This is a genomic window from Polaromonas sp., assembly GCF_030680935.1.
Taxonomy (GTDB): Bacteria; Pseudomonadota; Gammaproteobacteria; order Burkholderiales; family Burkholderiaceae_C; genus Polaromonas.
The window spans coordinates 26613-47268 of record NZ_JAUXUP010000057.1 but is presented as its reverse complement, the minus strand read 5'-3'; the positions used below and the strand labels follow the sequence as shown (position 1 = coordinate 47268).

Annotated in this window: 24 protein-coding genes; 16 read left to right on the top strand and 8 right to left on the bottom strand. The window is 62.1% G+C overall.

Annotated elements, in window-relative coordinates:
* Positions 1-27 precede the first annotated feature (27 nt).
* Positions 28-1422 carry a chromosomal replication initiator protein DnaA gene (gene dnaA, locus Q8L50_RS14270; RefSeq protein WP_305349298.1) on the bottom strand — a complete coding sequence of 465 codons (1395 nt, stop codon included), beginning with the start codon at positions 1420-1422 and terminating at the stop codon, positions 28-30.
* Between the two features lie 416 nt (positions 1423-1838).
* Here dnaA and rpmH point away from each other — a divergent pair, with 416 nt between their 5' ends.
* The 7 genes from rpmH to Q8L50_RS14235 all read left to right on the top strand — a co-directional run bounded on the left by rpmH (position 1839) and on the right by Q8L50_RS14235 (position 7612).
* A complete protein-coding gene (gene rpmH / locus Q8L50_RS14265) occupies positions 1839-1973 on the top strand; it encodes a 50S ribosomal protein L34 (RefSeq protein ID WP_007862708.1) in 135 nt (44 codons plus the stop codon).
* A 48-nt stretch (positions 1974-2021) separates the two neighbouring features.
* Positions 2022-2432, top strand: a complete 411-nt coding sequence (locus Q8L50_RS14260; RefSeq protein ID WP_305349338.1) for a ribonuclease P protein component — start codon at positions 2022-2024, stop codon at positions 2430-2432.
* Entirely contained in the window at positions 2429-2782 is a 354-nt protein-coding gene (gene yidD, locus Q8L50_RS14255; RefSeq protein ID WP_370869807.1) for a membrane protein insertion efficiency factor YidD, read from the top strand. The genes Q8L50_RS14260 and yidD overlap by 4 nt, the downstream gene beginning before the upstream one ends.
* On the top strand, positions 2779-4512 hold the full coding sequence (yidC, locus tag Q8L50_RS14250) for a membrane protein insertase YidC (protein WP_305349297.1): 1734 nt from the start codon (positions 2779-2781) through the stop codon (positions 4510-4512). The genes yidD and yidC overlap by 4 nt, the downstream gene beginning before the upstream one ends.
* 38 nt (positions 4513-4550) lie before the next feature.
* A complete protein-coding gene (gene mnmE, locus Q8L50_RS14245) occupies positions 4551-5999 on the top strand; it encodes a tRNA uridine-5-carboxymethylaminomethyl(34) synthesis GTPase MnmE (protein WP_305349296.1) in 1449 nt (482 codons plus the stop codon).
* Positions 6000-6115: 116 nt separating this feature from the next.
* Positions 6116-6607 carry a Crp/Fnr family transcriptional regulator gene (locus tag Q8L50_RS14240; protein ID WP_305349295.1) on the top strand — a complete coding sequence of 164 codons (492 nt, stop codon included), beginning with the start codon at positions 6116-6118 and terminating at the stop codon, positions 6605-6607.
* Between the two features lie 219 nt (positions 6608-6826).
* Positions 6827-7612, top strand: coding sequence for a hypothetical protein (locus tag Q8L50_RS14235; protein ID WP_305349294.1), 786 nt, complete (start codon positions 6827-6829; stop codon positions 7610-7612).
* A gap of 109 nt (positions 7613-7721) precedes the next feature.
* Here Q8L50_RS14235 and Q8L50_RS14230 read toward each other — a convergent pair whose 3' ends face one another.
* From Q8L50_RS14230 to Q8L50_RS14220, 3 genes are read right to left on the bottom strand one after another with little or no spacing between them, the layout of a single operon-like run.
* The gene (locus tag Q8L50_RS14230) at positions 7722-8300 is read right to left on the bottom strand and encodes an adenine phosphoribosyltransferase (protein WP_305349293.1); all 579 of its coding nucleotides are present in this window, start codon (positions 8298-8300) and stop codon (positions 7722-7724) included.
* A 4-nt stretch (positions 8301-8304) separates the two neighbouring features.
* Positions 8305-8850 carry a histidine phosphatase family protein gene (locus Q8L50_RS14225; RefSeq protein WP_305349292.1) on the bottom strand — a complete coding sequence of 182 codons (546 nt, stop codon included), beginning with the start codon at positions 8848-8850 and terminating at the stop codon, positions 8305-8307.
* A gap of 14 nt (positions 8851-8864) precedes the next feature.
* A complete protein-coding gene (locus Q8L50_RS14220) occupies positions 8865-10850 on the bottom strand; it encodes a monovalent cation:proton antiporter family protein (protein WP_305349291.1) in 1986 nt (661 codons plus the stop codon).
* A 111-nt stretch (positions 10851-10961) separates the two neighbouring features.
* Between Q8L50_RS14220 and Q8L50_RS14215 the strand changes: the two genes are divergently transcribed.
* Genes Q8L50_RS14215 through Q8L50_RS14200 form a run of 4 tightly spaced genes read left to right on the top strand, consistent with a single transcriptional unit; the run spans position 10962 to position 14068 of the window.
* Positions 10962-11954, top strand: coding sequence for an SIS domain-containing protein (locus tag Q8L50_RS14215; RefSeq protein ID WP_305349290.1), 993 nt, complete (start codon positions 10962-10964; stop codon positions 11952-11954).
* Between the two features lie 8 nt (positions 11955-11962).
* Complete coding sequence (locus Q8L50_RS14210; RefSeq protein ID WP_305349289.1) at positions 11963-12562, top strand: HAD family hydrolase; 600 nt, start codon at positions 11963-11965, stop codon at positions 12560-12562.
* Positions 12556-13245: an LPS export ABC transporter periplasmic protein LptC gene (lptC, locus tag Q8L50_RS14205; protein ID WP_305349288.1), complete on the top strand. Its 690-nt coding sequence runs from the start codon at positions 12556-12558 to the stop codon at positions 13243-13245. Before Q8L50_RS14210 ends, lptC begins: the two co-directional genes overlap by 7 nt.
* Positions 13246-13291: 46 nt before the next feature.
* A complete protein-coding gene (locus Q8L50_RS14200; RefSeq protein WP_305349287.1) occupies positions 13292-14068 on the top strand; it encodes an SDR family oxidoreductase in 777 nt (258 codons plus the stop codon).
* A gap of 132 nt (positions 14069-14200) precedes the next feature.
* On the opposite strand, the gene Q8L50_RS14195 is transcribed toward Q8L50_RS14200, so the two are convergent.
* The 3 genes from Q8L50_RS14195 to Q8L50_RS14185 all read right to left on the bottom strand — a co-directional run bounded on the left by Q8L50_RS14195 (position 14201) and on the right by Q8L50_RS14185 (position 15954).
* Positions 14201-14659, bottom strand: coding sequence for an RNA-binding protein (locus Q8L50_RS14195; RefSeq protein ID WP_305349286.1), 459 nt, complete (start codon positions 14657-14659; stop codon positions 14201-14203).
* A 485-nt stretch (positions 14660-15144) separates the two neighbouring features.
* Complete coding sequence (locus Q8L50_RS14190) at positions 15145-15384, bottom strand: zf-HC2 domain-containing protein (RefSeq protein ID WP_305349285.1); 240 nt, start codon at positions 15382-15384, stop codon at positions 15145-15147.
* Between the two features lie 3 nt (positions 15385-15387).
* Positions 15388-15954, bottom strand: coding sequence for a sigma-70 family RNA polymerase sigma factor (locus Q8L50_RS14185; RefSeq protein ID WP_305349284.1), 567 nt, complete (start codon positions 15952-15954; stop codon positions 15388-15390).
* Between the two features lie 140 nt (positions 15955-16094).
* On the opposite strand from Q8L50_RS14185, the gene Q8L50_RS14180 reads away from it, so the two are divergent.
* The 5 genes from Q8L50_RS14180 (at position 16095) to Q8L50_RS14160 (ending at position 19347) form a co-directional block, all read left to right on the top strand.
* Positions 16095-16664: a TlpA disulfide reductase family protein gene (locus tag Q8L50_RS14180; RefSeq protein WP_305349283.1), complete on the top strand. Its 570-nt coding sequence runs from the start codon at positions 16095-16097 to the stop codon at positions 16662-16664.
* Between the two features lie 139 nt (positions 16665-16803).
* On the top strand, positions 16804-17094 hold the full coding sequence (locus Q8L50_RS14175) for a DUF2282 domain-containing protein (protein ID WP_305349282.1): 291 nt from the start codon (positions 16804-16806) through the stop codon (positions 17092-17094).
* 72 nt (positions 17095-17166) lie between these two features.
* Positions 17167-18054 carry a DUF692 domain-containing protein gene (locus Q8L50_RS14170; RefSeq protein WP_305349281.1) on the top strand — a complete coding sequence of 296 codons (888 nt, stop codon included), beginning with the start codon at positions 17167-17169 and terminating at the stop codon, positions 18052-18054.
* Entirely contained in the window at positions 18051-18869 is an 819-nt protein-coding gene (locus Q8L50_RS14165) for a putative DNA-binding domain-containing protein (protein ID WP_305349280.1), read from the top strand. Before Q8L50_RS14170 ends, Q8L50_RS14165 begins: the two co-directional genes overlap by 4 nt.
* A gap of 10 nt (positions 18870-18879) precedes the next feature.
* Entirely contained in the window at positions 18880-19347 is a 468-nt protein-coding gene (locus Q8L50_RS14160) for a DoxX family protein (protein WP_305349279.1), read from the top strand.
* A gap of 77 nt (positions 19348-19424) precedes the next feature.
* Here the strand turns inward: Q8L50_RS14160 and Q8L50_RS14155 are convergent, their stop codons facing one another.
* Complete coding sequence (locus tag Q8L50_RS14155; protein WP_305349278.1) at positions 19425-20627, bottom strand: ammonium transporter; 1203 nt, start codon at positions 20625-20627, stop codon at positions 19425-19427.
* Positions 20628-20656 lie beyond the last annotated feature (29 nt).

Sequence of the window (20656 nt, the reverse complement as noted above, 5' to 3'; positions counted from 1 at the left end):
GGAAAAGAGACTGAAAAAGTAGCCACTTCAGCCTTTCAGGGTTTGTTCCAGCACATGTAATTGCTGGTTGAGCTCGGTCATCTGCTGGCGCTCGGCAGACATCTTGCGCACCGCGTGCAAGACGGTGGTGTGGTCGCGGCCGCCAAACAGCTCACCGATCTCAGGCAGGCTCTTCTGGGTCAGCTCCTTGGCCAGGTACATGGCAATCTGGCGCGGGCGGGCAATGCTGGCCGGCCGCTTTTTGGAATACATGTCGGCGACCTTGATCTTGTAATAGTCGGCGACCGTCTTCTGGATGTTTTCTACCGAGATCTGGCGGTTCTGGATGGACAGCAGGTCGCGCAGCGCCTCGCGCGCGAGCTGGATAGAGATTTCTTTCAGGTTGAAACGCGAATAAGCCAGGATCTTGCGCAGCGCACCTTCGAGCTCACGCACGTTGGAGCGCACGTTTTTGGCGACAAAAAACGCGACCTCTTCGGGCATGACGGCGCTTTCAGCCTCGGCCTTGCGGATCAGAATGGCCACGCGCATCTCCAGCTCGGGCGGCTCGATGGCCACGGTCAGGCCAGAATCAAAACGCGAAACCAGGCGCTCGTGGATGTCGGTCAGGCCTTTGGGGTAGGTGTCGCTGGTCATCACAATGTGAGACTTTTTGGTCAGCAAGGCCTCAAAGGCGTTGAAAAACTCTTCTTGTGTGCGGTCTTTGTTGGCCAGAAACTGCACATCGTCGATCAGCAGCAGATCCAGCGAGTGGTAACGCTCCTTGAACTCGTCAAAAGTCTTGCGCTGGTAGGCTTTAACCACATCCGAAACAAATTGTTCGGCATGGATGTAGAGAACTTTGGCGGCCGGGTTGTCGGCCAGCAGCTTGTTGCCGATGGCGTGCATCAAATGGGTTTTGCCCAAACCGACGCCGCCGTAGATAAACAGGGGGTTGTACAACTGGCCCAGGCTGCTGGAGACATGCATGGCGGCAGCCCGTCCCATGCGGTTGGCCGTGCCTTCGATCAGGGTGTCAAAAGTCAGCGCGGTGTTCAGCCGGTTTTTGAAAGGGGCGCCGGCAACGTCGTCGGGCACACCCAGCGCAGCGGGCTCAGCCACGCCGTTGCCCTCAAAGCTGCGCGTCAAAGGCGCAGAGCGGACGGAGGCCTCACGCTGAGCGAGCGCTAACTCAAGATGAATGCTGTGGCCGGATATTTTCTCGAGCAGGGCAGAAATGCGGCCGGCGTACTGGGCCCGTATCCAGTCCAGCTTGAAGCGGTTGGCGACCTGAATCGTGACTTTGGACAGGTCGGCGGCGACGTCTGCAACCAGCGGGCGGATCCAGGTGTTGAACTGCTGCTCGGGCAACTCTTGCGCCAGATGGTCCACACAACTTTGCCAAAGCTCATGGCTGGGACTGTGAGCGACGCCTTCACGCATGGGGGGTTGGGCCCGGATGGTCGCAGTTGCCAGCATGCTTTTGCTTGTGGATATTATTAATTTTTGGCACCCGGCATTGTAGTCTGGCGGCAGAGTTATCCACAAAAAAATTGCTGCGGGTTTTAACCTAGATATCAGCCCAGACAGGCAGGGCAACGATCTCAGCTTTTACCGCCAATGCTGGGTCTAACTTGTTGCCAGCGTTAGGAAATCTGCGATAATCGTGGGTTTCCCAGATTCGTAGCGGGGTGGCACGCGAGAGGAAGTTCATTTTCTGGATGGGCTTGCTGTCAGGCGGTGCGCGTCACGCTGACCTGCAAAGTTGGCTGTGTTGTACAGCCGCCAGGATCACGAATCGCAAAAATTGCAGCGAGTGCAATTTTGCAAAGGGAGCTTTCTAGCCTGTAGGACCCATCATGAAACGCACATACCAACCTTCCAAAGTCAAGCGCGCACGTACGCACGGCTTTCTGACCCGCATGAAAACGCGTGGCGGCCGCGCAGTGATTGCTGCCCGCCGCGCCAAAGGCCGCAAGCGCCTGGCTGTATAAGCTGCGTTTTCCGCAGGCCCGCCGCTTTCGAGCAGACGCTTGCATCCTGTGCAGCGGCTTCAAACCCGGCCCCAGTTTCAGGCGGTGCTTGCCGGCGCCATTGTTGCCAGAACCACGCATTTCGCATTGCACCGCAATGCGCTGGATGCCATGAACACGCACACCGTCGCCAGCAAGACCCATGACACACCAGAGCTGTTTCCGGTACCCGGACTCTGGCTGGGGGCCATGGTGCCCAAACGCTGGGCCAAACGCGCTGTGACGCGCAACGCCATCAAAAGGCAGATCTACACCGTGAGCGCCGACTTTTCACCCCGCATCCCCGACACCGCCTGGGTGGTCAGGCTGCGCCGTGATTTCTCGCGCAAGGAGTTTGTCAGCGCCAGCTCGGAAGCACTCAAGCAGCTGGTTCGCAGCGAAGTGCAGGACTTGTTGCAGGCCGGAGCGCGGGCCGCATGAGTCTGCTGTACACCTTTCGCCGCAACGCGCTGCGGCTGGCCCGCTTGCCACAGAAAACCCTGGTGCTGCTGGTCAAGGGCTACCGCCTTCTGCTCAGCCCCTGGCTCGGTTCTTCGTGCCGTTTTGAGCCCACCTGCTCGGCGTATTCGCTGCAGGCGCTGCAGCAACATGGCGCCCTCAAGGGCAGCTACCTCACACTGCACCGGCTGGCACGCTGCCACCCGTGGTGCCATGGCGGGTATGACCCGGTGCCCTCGTCGGCACCGCGCAAAGCCGCCGGCCGCTTTCCCCTTTTCACCCGCCTGGTCACACCTGTGACTTCGACCTCCTCTAAAAAGAAACCGTCATGAACGACATCCGCCGCACCATTTTGTGGGTGATTTTTGGTTTTTCCATGGTCTTGTTGTGGGACCAGTGGCAGCTGTTCAACGGCCACAAAGCCACGTTTTTCCCGTCGCCGGTGGCCAGCACGGCTGCACCCGCCGCCAAGGCCGCCAGCGCCGCCGGCGTGCCCACGCCCGTTCCTCAGGCAGGCGTCAATGCTGTGCCAGCGACGTCTGTGCCCGGCGCGGCTCCGGTAGCGACGCTGCCGGGCGCCCTGCCAGCGACCACGCCGTCGGCCACCAAAGAGCGTGTGGTCGTCAACACCGACGTGCTGAGCGTGACCTTTGACACCGAAGGAGGCACACCGGTGCATTCTTCCTTCCTCAAGCACAAGGACATGACCGATCAGTCGGCCGGTTTTGTGTTGCTGGATCAAAGTGCGGCGCGGGTCTATGTGGCGCAATCCGGCCTGATCGCCAGCGCGGCAGGCGGTAGTTTTCCGACGCACAAGACACTCATGACTGCAGTGCCCGGCGAGCGCACGCTCAAGGATGGCGAGGACAGCCTGGACATCAAATTTGAATCGGCCGACGTCGGCGGTATCAAGCTGGTCAAAACCTATACCCTCAAGCGCGGCGTTTATGACATGGCCGTTCGGCACGACGTCATCAATACAGGTACCGCTGCGGCATCGCCCCAGCTCTATCTGCAACTGGTGCGTGACGGCAACAAACCGCCGGGCGAGTCGTCGTTTTATTCCACCTTCACCGGCCCGGCGTTGTACACCGAAGCCCAGAAATACCAGAAGGTTGAGTTCAGCGACATCGAGAAAAACAAGGTCGATGTCGAGAAGCGGTCGACCAACGGCTACGTAGCCATGGTGCAGCATTATTTTGCGTCGGCCTGGATGCTGGCCGACGGCGTGCAGCGCGATATCTTCTTGCGCAAGGTTGATACCAACCTGTATGCGGTGGGCATGATCACCGCGCTGGGCGAAATTGCGCCAGGCACGACCAAAACCATGGAAGCCAAGCTGTTTGTCGGCCCGCAGATCGAAAAACAGCTGGAAGCCATTGCACCCGGCCTGGAGCTGGTCAAGGACTATGGCTGGCTGACCATTCTGGCCAAGCCGCTGTACTGGCTGCTCGACAAGCTGCACGGCTTCCTGCAGAACTGGGGCTGGTCCATTGTGGCGCTGGTGGTGTTGCTCAAGGCTGCTTTTTATTGGCTCAACGCCAAGGCTTATGCCAGCATGGCCAAGATGAAGGCGGTGAACCCGAAGATCATGGAAATGCGCGAGCGGCTCAAGGACAAGCCGCAGGAAATGCAGCAGGCCATGATGAAGATGTACAAGGACGAAAAGGTCAACCCGATGGGTGGCTGCTTCCCCATCCTGATCCAGATTCCGGTGTTCATCGCGCTGTACTGGGTGCTGCTGAGCTCGGTCGAGATGCGCAACGCACCGTGGATCTTGTGGATCAAGGATTTGTCATCGCCTGACCCTTACTTCATCCTGCCGATTGTGATGACCTTCACCACCATGCTGCAGACGGCCCTGAACCCGACGCCGCCGGACCCGATGCAGGCCAAGCTGATGTGGTTCATGCCGCTGATCTTCAGCGTGATGTTCTTCTTCTTCCCGGCCGGCCTGGTGCTGTACTGGATCACCAACAACGTGTTGTCGATTGCGCAGCAGTGGGTCATCAATACGCGCATGGGTGTGCCGCCGCAGTTCAACCTGCCGAAGTTCAAATAAAAAAAGGGCCGCTTCGCGGCCCTTTACCATTGCGCCAAATGCTTGCGCGTCACCACGACCCTATTGCCGCCGTTGCCACTGCCCCCGGGCGTGGTGCAGTGGGCATTGTGCGGGTCTCCGGCAAACACATTGCAGCGCTGGTTGAGGCGCTTTGCGGACGCGCCCTGACGCCCAGACAGGCGACTTACCTGCCGTTTCGCGACGCCGAGGGCAAACCCATAGACCAGGGCCTGGCGATTTATTTCCCCGCGCCGCACTCTTACACCGGCGAAGACGTGCTGGAGTTGCAGGCCCACGGCGGGCCGGTGGTGCTGCAATTGCTGCTGGCGCGCTGCCTGGAGGCGGCGGGGACCATCGATGGCAAAACAGGGCAGCCGCTGCTGGCCGGGCTGCGCCCGGCGAATCCCGGTGAGTTCACCGAGCGCGCTTTTCTGAACGACAAGATCGACCTGGCGCAGGCCGAGGCGATTGCCGACCTGATCGACGCCAGCACCGAAACCGCTGCACGCTCCGCTGCGCGTTCGCTGTCCGGCGAATTTTCAAAAGAGATCCACGCTCTGCTGGACCAGTTGGTGCATCTGCGCATGTTGGTTGAGGCAACGCTGGATTTCCCGGAAGAAGACATCGATTTTCTGCAAAGGGCCGACGCCCAGGGCCAGCTGGACCGCTTGCAGCAGACGCTGGCCGCGGTATTGCAGCGAGCACAGCAGGGCGCGATTTTGCGCGAAGGCATCAAGGTGGTGATCGCCGGCCAGCCCAATGCCGGCAAAAGTTCGCTGCTCAATGCCCTGGCAGGGGCCGAGCTGGCCATTGTCACGCCGGTGGCAGGCACCACACGCGACAAGGTCAGCGAGCTGATTCAGATAGAAGGTATGCCCCTGCATGTGGTGGACACGGCGGGCCTGCGCGACAGCCTGCTGCCGGAAGTCGATGAGGTCGAAAAAATCGGCATCGCGCGCGCCTGGGCGGAAATCCACAGCGCCGATGCGGTGCTTTTTTTGCACGACCTGAGCCGCCAGCAGACACCAGACGACCCGCAAGTGGCTATCAATTACATAGCTGCTGACGCAGACATAGCAAGGGTCATTGCCGAAAAACTGCCCAAGAATACGCCGGTCATCGATGTCTGGAACAAGTCCGACATGGCCGGCCCCTCTGCGCTGGACAAGGCGCATGCCGGATTGCTGATCTCTGCCAAAACCGGCGCGGGCCTGCCGCAACTGCGCGCCCAATTGCTGCAGGTGGTGGGCTGGCAGGCCGCGCCCGAGGGGGTGTTCATGGCCCGGGAGCGGCATGTGGCCGCATTGCGCGAAGTGGCGGCCCGGCTGGAACTGGCTGCAAGCCAGTTGCGCGCGTCAGTGCCAGCGCTGGACCTGCTGGCCGAAGACCTGCGCCAGGCGCAAAACGCGCTGGGACAAATCACCGGACAGTTCACCGCCGACGACTTGCTGGGGGAAATTTTCTCCCGCTTCTGCATCGGCAAATAGCCGTGTGACGGCGCGGGCGCAGGTGCACTACTTGGTGCGTTTGCCATGTATCAGGTGTAAAGGACAGTTAACGCACCTTGCGGGCAACGGGCGCTGGGGGGTATCTTCCGTGCACCATGAACGCACCCCTGCCTGCCGACTTCCATTTTGATATCCAGGGCTTGGCCACGGCCATGTCGCACAGCCACGCCAGCGATGCGATGCGTTGCCAGTTCAGCACGCAGCAGTGGGCCATTCTGGCCACCTATATGCAACCCTTTGCGCTGCAGCAGGGGCAGTCGCTGATTGAGCAGGGTGCCTCAGATCAAACCCTTTATCTGGTTGAAAGCGGCACTTTAAGTGTTCACTACCAGGATGAGAAAGGCCGTATTCGCCTGGCCATGGTGGCCGCGGGTTCGGTCGTGGGCGAGGGGGCCTTTTTTTCGCACCTGCCGCGCAGCGCAAGTGTTCAGGCCACCAACGCCTGCAAGCTGTGGTGCCTGACGGCGCTGCGCTTCAAGGAGCTGGCCAACCGGCAGAGCCCGATTGCGCTGGAGCTGACGCTTGCCCTGGGTGCGGTGCTGGCCAAACGGCTGTGCAATCGGCCCAAGCGTGTGGCGGTTACCTGAGAACGGCGCTGAAAAGGCCGGGCGGTTCTGACGACCCGCGACACCGTGATTTATTGCAGACAATCGGCGCCGGTGATTCTTTGGACATCGGCAAAGCGGCAGATGTCACCGACTTTTCTGCGGGGACTCAGTAAACTAGGCTGAAAAAGTGGCAGGGAAATTCCTGTCACACCACCAGACGGTCGCGCATAGCAGCCGTCGCTTCACAGGCAAGGCGCCATGTCACTTCTCAATTGGTTCTCGGGCAAACCCAGCAAAGAACAGCGCGTCGCCCGCAAGGCCCTGGCTGAGCCTGACAGCTCTGGCCTGCCCCGTGACGACCGCACCCGGCCCGCTGCCGGCTCGCGGCCCAACACCCATCCCTCATTGCCCGCCAAAAACCCGCCAAGCGCCGGTGGCCAGAAGTCTCATCGCCATGCCAAACGGGAGTTGCTGTACGCCGCCGTGCGCGAGGCCATGATCCGTGCCGGGGTGTTGTCGGCCAGTTATAAATTCAAGGTGTTGTCGCTGGACCCGCGCGGCGACCAGTTCATGGTCATGATGGACCTTGGGCAGGAGTTTGGCGGGCAGACCGATAGGCTGGCCGAAATTGAAGTCATGATCGCGCAAAACGCCAAGTCGCGTTACAACATCCGTGTGACGGCGGTGTACTGGCGCATGAATGAGATGGTGTCTGTGGGCCGGCCGCAAGCCGGTCAGCCCCGTAGCACCAGCGCGGTGTCCGCCCCAGTGCCACTGGCCGCCGTTGCCGTGCCCCAGGCGGCCGCTGTTGCGCCCCTCGCATCGCGCTATGAACCGATCCAGGCCGATGAGGTCGCGGCTTTCCAGCAGGCGCTGGTCGCTGCCTCGGCCGCAGGGCCCGTGCTGGCAGCTGCGCAGGGCGTCGCCACGCGCAGCGGCCCGAGGTCTTACACCCTGCTCACGGGCTTTGAAGACACCGAGATGCCGGACTCGCCGGCGGCGGTGCCCGCGCTGAGCGCCACGCAGTACGGCGACCTGAACTGAAGGCGAAGGCCGCGGTCGTCTGGCAAGGCAGACTCCAAGATAAAAATGGCCTCCAGCCCTTGGCGGGCGAGCGCAGGCAGCTATTGATTTGATAGCGCCCGATGCGCTGTCAGTGACCCGAAAAATCCAGCAGCGTGAAAAGTGACAAGCCGCTGGCGCGCAATTTGTCAGAGCCGCCCAGCTCTGGCAGGTCCACAATCGCCGCCCCCTCCATCACGCTGGCGCCCAGTTTTTCAAGCAGCTTTTTGCCGGCCATCATGGTGCCGCCGGTGGCGATCAAATCATCAATCAGGAGCACCCGGTCGCCGGCCTTGACCGCATCGGTGTGCAGCTCGACGGTGGCGCTGCCGTATTCCAGCTCGTAGGTTTCCTGCACGGTGGTGAAGGGCAGCTTGCCTTTTTTGCGGATGGGCACAAAGCCGATGTTCAGCTCGTAGGCCACCACGGCGCCCAGAATGAAGCCGCGAGCATCCAGCCCGGCCACCACATCCGGGCGCAGTGCCGGGTCCATATACCGGTGCACAAACGCGTCGATCAGCACCCGGAACACCTTGGGATTCTGCAGCAGCGGCGTGATGTCGCGAAACTGCACGCCGGGCGCCGGCCAGTCCGGCACGGTGCGGATGTGGCTGCGCAGGTAAGGGCCGTAGTTGAAGGAGTCGTCGGTGCGGGGCGTGGGGTTGGACATGGGCTCAAGTGAAAGTGCTGCGGGCCACCATTTTGCCCCGCGCATCCAGCACCAGCCCTTCGCCCATGGACGTGCCCTCGCCGCTCAGCGCGCTGATGTTGACCTGGTGGGTCACCCACACTTCAAACTGCCCGGCCGGAATACGCGCGAGCGCCGCACGCAGCGCTGCCGTCTGGGGGCCCCTGCTGTCCACCCCGCCAAAAAATGAGTTCAGCGATGGCCACACGGTATGGCGACCGAAAGCCAGGTTGGCGGTGTCCACACAGCGGCACCAGGCACTGGACTGCACGGTGCGGGATTGCAGGCCACGGCTTTTGAACCATTGCCCTATGCGTACCGACTGGGCGCGGCCTTCCTCGCTGAGATTGCGCTGGCTGCTGCACTGATCCAGGCGAAAGCCGGGCGGATCGCCGATACCCGGATCGGTCTGGGCGTGGCGCAGCAACACGGCACAGCCGCCAGCCCTGAGTCGCGCAGCCAGATCGTCGGGTTGGGCCTGGGCTGCCCAGGGCGCGGCCAGCAAAGCGGCGGTAAAAAGTCTTCGTTCCATGCAGGTGGGAGCGCTCAGCCGCGCAAAAGTTTCTGCTCGGCCAGCGCCAGCGCCTCGGACTTGCCGGACAGCACCAGCGTGTCGCCACCCTCCAGCCCGGTGTCGTCGCCGACGGCCAGCACGTGGCCGCCACTGCGGCGCAGGCTGACCACACGCACACCCGCTGCATGCAGCGCAAATTCTCCCAATGGCTTGCCAGCGGCGCGGGTGCCCAGCGGCAGGGTCACGGTGGCCAGGCGCTCTTGCTCCAGCTCGGCGGCCGTGTCGTCGTCGGCACCGCGAAAATAACCGCGCAGCAGGTTGTAACGCGCGTCGCGCTGGTCCTGTACCACCCGGATCACACGGCGCATGGGGACACCGACCAGGGCCAGCGCGTGGCTGGCCAGCATCAGGCTGGCCTCGATCGCTTCCGGCACCACCTCGGTGGCCCCGGCGGCTTGCAGTTTTTCCAGGTCGCGGTCATCCACGGTACGCACGATCACCGGCACCGTGGGTGCGTGGGCACGTGTGTTGGCCAGCACCTTGAGCGCGCTGGCGGTGTCCAGGTAGGTCACCACCACAGCACTGGCACGGGCCAGGCCAGCCGCCATCAGCGACTGCAGGCGGACCGCATCGCCAAACACCACCGAATCGCCGGCAGCTGCCGCCTGCCGCACCCGGTCCGGGTCCAGGTCCAGCGCCATGTAGGGAATGCCTTCGCGCTCGAGCATGTGGCCCAGATTCTGACCACAGCGGCCATAGCCACAAATGATGACGTGTTTGCTGGTGTTGATGGACTTGCGGGCAATCGTGGTCATCTGCAGCGACTGCTGCAGCCACTCACTGGCGACGAACTTCATCACGATGCGGTTGCTGTACATGATGATGAAAGGCGTGGCCAGCATGGACAACACCATGCTGGCCAGAATCGGGTTGAGCAGTGCCGGTGGCACCAGGTTGCTGCCCTGGGCCAGCGTCAGCAGCACAAAGCCGAATTCACCGGCCTGCGCCAGGTACAGACCGGTGCGCAGTGACACGCCAGTGGTCGCGCCCAGACCCTTTGCCAGCACCGTGATCATGACCAGTTTGAACAGCACCGGCACGCTGAGCAGCAGCAGCACCAGCGGCCAGCGCTCCAGCACCAGCCGCCAGTCCAGCATCATGCCTATGCTGATGAAAAACAGACCCAGCAGGACGTCGTGAAACGGCCGGATGTCGGTTTCCACCTGGTGTTTGTATTCGGTTTCTGAAATCAGCATGCCCGCTATAAACGCGCCAAGCGCCAGGCTGAGCCCGGCCAGCTCTGTCAGCCAGGCCAGCGCCAGGGTGACCAGCAGCAGGTTGAGCACAAAAAGCTCTTCACTTTTGCGCCTGGCCACCAGTGTCAGCCACCAGCGCATGACCCGCTGGCCGCCGGTCAGCAGCAGGCCGACCAGCACGGTCGCCTTGAGGCCGGCAATTGCCAACGCCATCAAGAGGTTTTCCGGGGAAGAGCCCAGAGCAGGAATCAGCACCAGCAGGGGCACCACGGCCAGATCCTGAAACAGCAGCACACCGATGACCCGCTTGCCATGTTCGGAGTCCATCTCCAGCCGCTCCGACAGCAGCTTGACCACCACCGCCGTGCTGCTCATGGCCATGGCACCCGACAGTGCCAGCGCTGTTTGCCAGGACATGTTCCACAAGGAAGGCGCCAGCGTGGCCAGAAACAGCGAGCCCAAGGTCGCCAGCACAATGGTGGCCACCACCTGCAGCAGGCCCAGGCCAAATACATGGCCCCGCATCGAACGCAGCTTGGGCAGGTTGAACTCCAGCCCGATCACAAACATCAGAAAAACCACGCCAAACTCGCCCAGATGGCGCACGCCCTCCGAGTTTTCAGCCACGGCCAGCGCGTTCGGGCCTATCACCACACCGACCGCGAGGTAACCCAGCATGGGCGGCAACTTCAATGAGCGGCAGGCCACCACACCCAGCACCGCAGCCAGAAGGTAAAGCAGGGTCAGTTCCAGAGCGCTCATGGACTGATGGTAGCTGATGGCCAGTGTGCACCAGAGGGCGCCGCCAGCCAATTCCGGTGGCCGCGGGCCCAGCGGCGCAGGCGTTTGGAGGGGGCTCTATAGAATGCATGCATGAGTTTTGATCCCGCGAAATACGACCCGGCACGAGCGTTGGCTCTGGCCCGCACAACCTTTGAAATCGAAGCTGCCGCTGTGTTGGGTCTCAAGGCCAGGGTGGGCCCGCAGTTTGCGCAGGCTGTGCTGCTTATGCTCAGTGGTCAGGGCCGCGTGGTGGTGATGGGCATGGGTAAAAGCGGGCACGTTGGGCGAAAAATCGCTGCCACGCTGGCCTCGACCGGTACGCCGGCGCTGTTTGTCCATCCGGCTGAAGCCAGCCATGGCGACCTCGGCATGGTGGCGCCAGGAGATATCGTGCTGGCAATCTCCAACTCGGGCGAGGTCGAGGAGCTGGCGGTCATCTTGCCGGCCCTGAAGCGGCTCGGCGTGACGCTGGTGGCCATGACCGGGCGGGCAGAGTCCACGCTGGCGCGGCACGCCGACATTGTGCTGAGCAGTGCGGTCGATCTCGAAGCCTGCCCCCTCAACCTGGCGCCGACCGCCAGCACCACGGCCCAGATGGCGCTAGGCGATGCGCTGGCAGTGGCCCTGCTCGACGCGCGCGGATTCAGGGAAGAAGACTTTGCCCGCTCCCACCCGGGTGGCGCGCTGGGGCGCAAGCTGTTGGCCCATGTCAGCGATGTGATGCGTACCGGCGACGCGGTCCCTGCAGTCGGGCTGCAAACCGGGTTTCCCGAACTGATGCGCGAGATGAGCCGCAAGGGGCTGGGCGCTTCTGCGGTGGTGGACGACGAGCGCCGGGTTCGCGGCATCTTCACCGATGGCGATTTGCGCCGCCTGATCGAAAAAGGCGTGGACTTGCGAACCAGCAAGGCGGTCGATGTCATGCACCCCGGGCCGCGCACGCTGCGCGCCAGTGCGCTGGCGGTCGAGGCGGTGGCGCTGATGGAGCAGTACAGCATCACCAGCGTGCTGGTGATCGATGAGGACGACCGGTTGTGTGGTGCGCTCAACAGCAACGACTTGCTGCGTGCCAAAGTGATTTGAAGCTATTGATGAAACCGCATTCACCCGTGCTCAATTTTCCGCCCCAGCTGTTGCTGCTCGCCCAGCCTGTCAAGGTGGCGTTTTTTGATGTTGATGGTGTGCTCACCGACGGCGGCCTGTATTTCGGCGAGTACGCGCAAGGCGACACGCGGGCCATGCAGCCGGGACTGTATGCGGCGGGCGAAACCCTCAAGCGCTTCAACTCGCTTGATGGCCACGGCCTGAAACTGTTGCAGCGCGCCGGCATCACGCCGGCGGTTATCACCGGGCGCGACAGTGCCGTGTTGCGTGCGCGTCTGCAGGCCCTGGGCGTGGTGCATGCCCATTTCGGCACTGAAGACAAACGCCCCGCCGCCGAGAGCACCCTCGAGGCGCTGGGGCTCGATTGGTCGCAGGCAGCGTTTATGGGCGACGACTGGCCAGACTTGCCGGTGATGCGCCGGGTGGCGGTCAGCTGCGCCCCGGCGAATGCGCACGCAGAGGTCAAGGCGCTGGCGAGTTACGTGACGCAGGCGCGGGGCGGTGACGGCGCGGTGCGCGAGTTCTGCGATCTGTTGATGGTGGCGAGCGGCCGGTACGCCGGTTTGCTGCAGGCCTACACATGCTGATGGCGACGGCTGCGTACAAAGGCCCTTCCGGCAGTCGCGTGCCCGGCTGGCGTATCTGGCTGGACCGGCTCTCGCTGTTCTGGGAGCGCACGTCCATCTATATCCCGGTGTTGCTGATGGGTCTGCTCGCGCTGGGCACCTATTGGCTGGTCAGAAACACCCCGGCTTCGCTTCCGCCTGATGGCCAGCGGGTGGTAGGCAGTGAGCCCGATTACTACATGCGCAGGTTTGGCATCAAGACCTTCGACGACGTTGGGCAACTCAAAAGCGATGTTTCCGGGGCTGAGTTGCGCCACTATCCGGATACCGACACGCTTGAAATTGACAAGGCGCTGATTCGCAGCTACAGCATCAAGGGGCGTCTGACCACCTCGACCGGTGACCGCGCCCTGACCAACGGGGATGGCTCCGAGGTGCAGCTGATCGGCAACGCGCGCGTGGTGCGCGAGGCGGGGGTGGATCCCGACGGCCAGGAAGTTCCCAGGCTCGAATTTCAGGGTGAGTTCTTGCATGTTTTTGTGACCGATGAGCGCGTCAAATCGCACTTGCCGGTAGTCATCACGCGCGGCAGTGACCGCTTTGCCGGCGACACCTTTGCCTACGACAATCTCGACCGGGTGGCTGACCTCCATGGCCGTGTCAAGGTGTTGCTGGTGCCGCGCAAAGCCGCCTCTGCACCTTGAGTTGCAGCGTTAATGGCCAGACCATTCAGTCTGGCGGAGGGCTTTCATGTCGAAACTGGTTTTCATCACAGGTGCATCGAGCGGCATCGGGCAGGCGCTGGCACTTCGGTTTTACCGGGCCGGCTACCGGCTTGCGCTGGCTGCGCGCCGCATTTCTGAGGTCCAATCATGGGCCGCCCTTCATGGGATAAGCGCAAGCAGCTATCATATTTATAGCGCCGATGTGGCCATCAGCGACAGCATTGTGGCCGCCGGGCGCGACTGCCTGGCGTCCCAGGGCATTCCGGATGTGGTGGTGGCCAATGCCGGCATCAGTGTCGGCATGGACACGGCGGTACGCGCCGATCTGGACGTCATGGCGCAAACTTTTGCAACCAACAACATCGGACTGGCCGCCACCTTTCATCCGTTTATGGATGCCATGTTGCAGCGCGGCTCGGGTGCGCTGGTGGGCATAGGCAGTGTGGCGGGCATTCGCGGCTTGCCGGGGCATGGCGCGTACTGCGCCAGCAAGGCAGCGGTGATCAGTTACTGCGAGAGTTTGCGTGGAGAGCTGCGCGGCACCGGCGTGAGCGTGGTCACCTTGTGTCCCGGATACATCGACACGCCACTGACCAAAAAAAATCGCTACGCCATGCCTTTCCTGATGCAGCCCGACGCGTTTGCCGAAAAGGCCTTCCAGGCAATAGAGGCGGGCGCCAGCTACCGGGTGATCCCGTGGCAAATGGGGGTGGTGGCCAAGTTGCTGCGTTTGTTGCCCAACGCTGTATTGGACAAGGCGTTGGCTGGCCGGCCGCGCAAACACCGGCAGGATGCCAGCTAGTCATTGCTATAAAAATAATAGCTGCTCAAGCCCGCTGTATAGGAGGCGAAAAGCAAAAAGGCTTCAAAACCGAAGTCTTGAAGCCTTTTGAGCTTTCTTCAGCCAGACGCTGAAGGGGCCGCGGTGCAGGGCTTAGTAGCCGCCGCGTCCACCACCAGAGCCGCCGGAACGACCGCCGCCGGAACCGCCGCCGCCGTAGGGGCTGCGGAAACCACCGTCGCTACCGCCGCCGCCGGAGCGGCCACCGCCACCACCACCGCCGTAGCCGCCACCGCCGCCACCACCACCGTAGCCGCCACCACCACCACCGCCGCCGAAGCCGCCAGTGCGTGGAGGACGAGCTTCCATCGGACGGGCTTCGTTGACGACAACGCTACGGCCGCCCAAAGGCTGGCCGTTCATGCCGGTGATAGCCGCCTGGGCTTCGGCATCGCTGCCCATTTCGACAAAACCAAAGCCTTTGGAACGACCGGTGTCGCGCTCCATCATGACTTTAGCGCTGGTGACAGCGCCAAACTGGCCAAAAGATTGTTGCAAGTCTTCGTCGCGAACCGAGTACGGCAGATTGCCGACGTAAAGTTTGTTGCCCATGAAGGGACTCCTCTAAAACACAATAACAAAAGCGATGGGGTCCCGAAAGCACAACAAATCTTCAAACGTACCGCTGTAGCGCGCGAAACTGACCGATCACCTAACCTGTGTGGAACTTATCCACACCCCGCATATTATGCGACAGATATGCATAACACAAGCAAGCATCGTTTACACCTAGCCAGGCCAAACCCGCGCCAGCACTGGGCTGGCGGGCCGTTTTGCCTTTGCGCGCCCTGTCAAACGGGCGTGTGGCACGCCACCAGCGAGAACAGCTGGCGGGACTGGGATTTTCCAAATTCCATGTTTATGCGCCTTGCAAGGTAAGCTGGCGCTCGCTTTTTGCGCCCGGTCAAAAAAAGTTGCCTGATCTGGTTGCGGGTCGAGATAAACAGATTCTTACCTTTTTGTGGACGTCCAGTGCTTGGGTTCTACCACCGAGACAGGCGCAACGTCTGCCGCATCCAGGAAGCCGCATTGGTCAACTATTTGTCACTGCGGAGGGGCGGCTGCGTTTCGTCGACCGCCGCATAGTGGCGCCAGCGGCTCATGGCCAAGCGCATCGTGAGGAGCTGGTTCTCGAACTGCGGGCATGTTTTGCAGGCCAGCAGGTGCAGGCGCAGGGCCAGCGTATCGGAGAGGCCCAACGCGCGGTCTTCACGCGCGATCAACAAGGCGGCGGCTTGCCGGCAGGTCCGCCGCAGGGGAATGATGCCCGGTTTCATGCCTCAGCCCCCTTGTTGACCAAACCAGTGGATGTTGAGGCATTCCCGCAGTCGCAGGCGGGCGCGGTGAAGTTGAACATACAGGTTGGTCGGCGTGAGCGACAGTTCCTTACACACTTCTTCGCAGGAAAGCTCCAGCCACTCGCGCATCAGAAACAGGCGCCCCAGGGCTGGTGGCAGGCGCTCGACACAGGCGTCCAGCACCTTGAAAAACTGGCTTTGCTGCAGGGTTTGCTGCGGGTCACCCCAATCGCCGGGCGGACTGGCAAAGTGACCGTCGGCCTTGAACACCAGCCGGTCCAGCTCATCGCCCTCGTCATCCGCGCCATGGTCGGGCGCCGCCACTTCACGCGCGTTGCTACGGATCTGGTCGATCACCTTGTGCTTGAGAATGCCGACCAGCCAGGTCTTGAGTTGCGAGCGGTTGCCAAAGGCTTGTGGTTTTGCCAGTGCCGCAAGCAGCGTCTCCGATACAACGTCCTCAGCCCAGGCATCATTGCGCAATTGCAGCCTTGCAAAGCGCAGCAGGTAAGTGCGCTGTTCTACCAGTTGCTCTTCAAAGGTGGCCATGGATGGCAAGTCTAGCCGCAGCGCAGCGCACCACGGTATGGGCGTGCGGAAAAAAATGCAAACAGAGCCGTAAGGATTCCGGCTGAGCCGCGACCAACCTGTTTGTACCAGCTGTCGCCGCCACCCACCAAGGACACCCCATGGAACTTGCCCATCGCACATCACCGCCCATTGGTCCTCGCCGTTCGGGTCGGTCTGTGGCCGCCCTTCTCGCCTTTGTGGCGCTGGGGCTGGCCGCCGCCGCGCAGGCGCAGACACCGCCGCCCGCTGCGAAGGCGGACAGTGCTGGCGCCGCACCGCACATCGAAGGCCGCACGGTGGAGGGCAAACCCTTCAGGCTCGCCTCGCTCAAAGGCAAGGTGGTGCTGGTGCTGTACTGGTCCACCGGCTGCGCCGTATGCCGCGACAAAATGCCCGAGCTGCGCACCAACTACGAGGGTTGGGCCGGCAAACCGTTTGAGCTGGTGGCCGTCGCGACAGACAAGCGCATGCAGGATGTGCTGGACTACGAGCGCATCATCTCCCGCACGGTACCCACCAAGCAGCAGTTTGTGCAGCTCTGGATGGGCGACAGCAGCTACCGCGACAACCTGGGCGCCCATGCCCAGTTGCCGGCCGGCTATCTGATCGACAAATCCGGCAAGATTGTGGAGCGCTATTCCGGCCGCATTCCGCCCGAGGCGTGGGACCGGATCGCCGACTTGCTGTAAGGGGCGCAAGCCCGCGCGCGGATGCCTGAAAATTTTTTGTAAGAAAGCCGCCGCGCGCCGGACTAAGCTCTAACCAGTCAGAAATTTCTTCTCTGCTGGTTAAGTTTTCAACTTCTGCAAACCCACCGGAGATTTTCAAATGAACCAACGCGCCTTGATTGCTGCAGCTGCAGCCTCCCTGTTGTCCACCCTGCTGGTTGCAACGCCTGCTGTTGCCCAGGAAAAAGAAAAATGCTACGGCATTGCCAAGGCTGGTCAGAACGATTGCGCCAACCTCAGCGGCACCCACTCTTGCGCTGGTCAGGCCAAGGTCAGCGATGACGCCAATGAGTGGAAGTACGTGGCCAAGGGCACTTGCGCCGGCATGAAAGGCATGACCGCCGATGCGGCCAAGATGAAAGCCAAATCCATGATGGACAAAAAGAGCTGAACCCGCTTGCCCTGAGCAAACTGTCGTTTGAGCGAAGCTTTCCGTCCCTTGGCCAAGCCGGTTTTCGCTCTCATGACAAACGCAGGCCACTTTTCCACAGGCATTGGTTGGCGGCATCCGCACTATGCCGAGTTGCTGGAAAGTGCGCCTGCGCTGGACTTTCTTGAAGTCCACTCCGAGAATTTTTTTGGCCAGGGCGGCGCCGCGCTGGCGCTCCTTCATCAAGCCCGAGCGCGTTACCCGATCAGCCTGCATGGCGTCGGCTTGGCGCTGGGTTCGGCGGCCGGTGTGGACCCGTGGCATCTGGACCAGCTCGCGCGGCTGGTAGAGCGCATCGAGCCGGTTCGTGTGTCCGACCATGCGTGTTTCGCGCGTGGTGTTCTGGGCCAATCGGTGGTGCATGCCGCTGACCTGCTGCCCATTGCCTTTCACCGGCGCTCGCTCGATGTGCTTTGCGCCAACGTCCAGCAGGTCCAGGAGCGGCTCCAGCGCCCGCTGCTGGTCGAGAACCTGTCGGCCTACGTCAGTTTTGCCAGCTCCGATATGGAGGAGCCGGCTTTTCTGGCAGAACTGGCCCGCCGCACCGGTTGTGGCCTGCTGGTCGATGTGAACAACCTTTATGTCAACGCGCTCAATGAGTGTTACGCGGGCAGCACTGTAGATCCCCTGCACAGCTGCAAAAACTGGCTGGAACAGATCCCCGCCCATGTGGTGGGAGAGCTGCACCTGGCCGGCCACCAGGACTGCGGCGACATCGTGATTGACGACCATGGCAGCCGGGTCTGCGAGCCGGTGTGGGAGATCTATCGCCATGCGACGAACCGCTTTGGTCGTTCTGCGCAAGGTCTGGCCACGCTGGTGGAATGGGACACCGACGTTCCGCCGCTGCAGGTCCTGCTGGACGAAGCCAGCCGTGCGCGCGCCTGCCAGCCGTCTGCTGAAGTGGCAGAAGCAGCATGACGCCTGCAGGCTTTCAGCGCGACGCGGAACAGCAGGCTTTGCTGCAGGCGGTGCTGGGCGCTGGTGACGCCGCTGCGCTTGCGCCCTGGTTGCCGTCAGACCATGCGGCGCGGGAGCTGCAGCAGCAACGTGGCCTGCGCGCTTACCGCGCCAACGGTCAGGTGCTGGCAGAGCGTGTGCTGATCGCTGCCTACCCGGTACTGGCGCAGATGATGGGCGCCGAGGACTTTGCACAGCTGGCGCGGCATTTCTGGTCGGTGCAGCCGCCAACGCGCGGCGACATGGCCTGCTGGGGCAGCGCACTGGCCGACTTCGTCGACTCGGCGCCGCAGCTGTCCACTGAGCCCTACCTGGTCGACGTGGCCAGGCTGGAGTGGCTGCTACATCTGGCATCCAGCGCAGCCGATGTAGATGCCGACCTGCCCTCGTTTGCCTTGCTGGCCTCCGGTGATGCAGCGCACTACACCCTTACCCTTGGCGCGGGGCTGGCCCTGCTGGACAGCGGGTACCCGGTGGCCAGCCTGGTCAACGCCCATCTGTTGGGCGAGCCCGCATTGCCAGAAGTGGCGCAGAAGCTCGCTGATGGCTGCGCAGAACATGCGCTGATCTGGCGCCAGGGCTTCAAGCCCTGCGCGCGTGTGAGCAGCCCTGCCGAGCACAGCCTGCTGGGCGCGGTGCTGGCCGGCGGCTCCTTGCTGGATGCACTGGACGCTTTGCCCAGCGGCGTAACAAACGATTTCGATTTCAACAGCTGGCTAAGTGCAGCGGTGCAGACCGGGGTGGTTTGTGGCGTTCGCTCTCTGCACACAACTTGAGGAGGACCACATGACCCACCCTGCACCCAATTGGCAAACACGCGGCTTGAGCGCCTGGGCCCACTTCACGCGCGCGCTCGACAGCCTGCAACCGCTGGCGGCGCTGCTGGCCAGGCTTTACATCGCGCAGGTGTTTTTTCTCTCGGGACTGACCAAGCTGCGCGATTGGGAAATCACGGTGGCGCTTTTCACCGACGAATACAAGGTGCCCCTGCTGTCCCCCGCGATCGCGGCGTTCATGGGCACGGCTGGCGAGATCGTGCTGCCAGTGCTGCTGGTGCTGGGCCTGGCCGGGCGCTTCTCGGCGCTGGGCCTGTTTGTGGTGAACGCGGTGGCGGTGATCGCGCTCAGCGAGATTGCACCCGCCGCCCTGCAGCAGCATGTGTTTTGGGGTGCGCTACTGGCGGGCCTTGCGATCTACGGCCTGGGCCCGTGGACGCTGGACCGCTGGTTGGCGCCGAGATGGCGATCGAGCTGAATTTTACAAGCCAAAAAGGCCGTCAGCCCTTATGCAGTAAGCGTAGGCAGCTATTATTTCAATAGCACATTTATTGGCTACCAGTTGACCTCACGGTCCGGCGTGGAGCCGATGCGGTGAATCGACAGGTCGGCGCCTTCGTACTCTTCTTCCTGCGTCATGCGCAGCCCCATGGTGGCCTTGATCAGACCGTACACCGCAAAACCAGCGAGCAGCGCCCAGCCCACACCCATCGCTGTGCCGATCAATTGCGCGCTCAGGCTGACACCACCCAGCCCGCCCAGTGCCTTGCTGCCGAAAATGCCGGCAGCGATACCGCCCCAGGCGCCACACAGGCCGTGCAAGGGCCAGACGCCAAGCACGTCGTCTATCTTCCAGCGGTTTTGTGTCAGGGTGAACATCAGCACAAAAACCGCACCGGCCACACCACCGGTGACCAGTGCGCCCAGCGGGTGCATCAGGTCAGAGCCCGCACACACCGCCACCAGCCCGGCCAGCGGCCCGTTGTGCACAAAGCCCGGGTCGTTTTTGCCCAGCACCAGGGCCACCAGTGTGCCGCCCACCATGGCCATCAGCGAATTCACGGCGACCAGACCGGAGATTTTGTCTATGGTCTGCGCGCTCATGACGTTGAAGCCAAACCAGCCGACCGTCAGAATCCAGGCGCCCAAGGCGAGGAAAGGAATGCTCGACGGCGGGTGCGCTGATATGCCGCCGTCCTTGCGGTAGCGGTTGCTGCGCGCACCGAGCAAAATCACCGCCGGCAAGGCCAGCCAGCCACCGACTGCATGGACCACGATGGAGCCGGCAAAGTCATGAAATTCAGCGCCGGTGAGGTCCTTGATCCAGGCCTGCACGCCAAAACGCTGGTTCCAGACCACACCTTCAAACAGGGGATAAACCAGACCCACAATCACCGCAGTGGCCAGCAACTGGGGATAAAAGCGCGCCCGCTCAGCAATACCGCCCGAGATGATGGCGGGAATGGCGGCGGCAAAGGTCAGCAGAAAGAAGAACTTGACGAGTTCGTAGCCGTTTTTTGCGGCCAATTCTTCAGCACCGACAAAAAAGCTGGTGCCATAAGCCACGCCGTAACCGACCACAAAATAGACCACGGTGGAGACCGAAAAATCCACCAGGATTTTGACCAGCGCATTGACCTGGTTTTTCTTGCGAACGGTGCCCAGTTCCAGAAATGCAAAACCGGCGTGCATGGCCAGAACCATGATCCCACCCAACAAAATGAACAAGGCATCAGAGCCCTGTTTTAGTGCGTCCATGAAGAGCCCCTTCAGTGTTTTGATCTTTT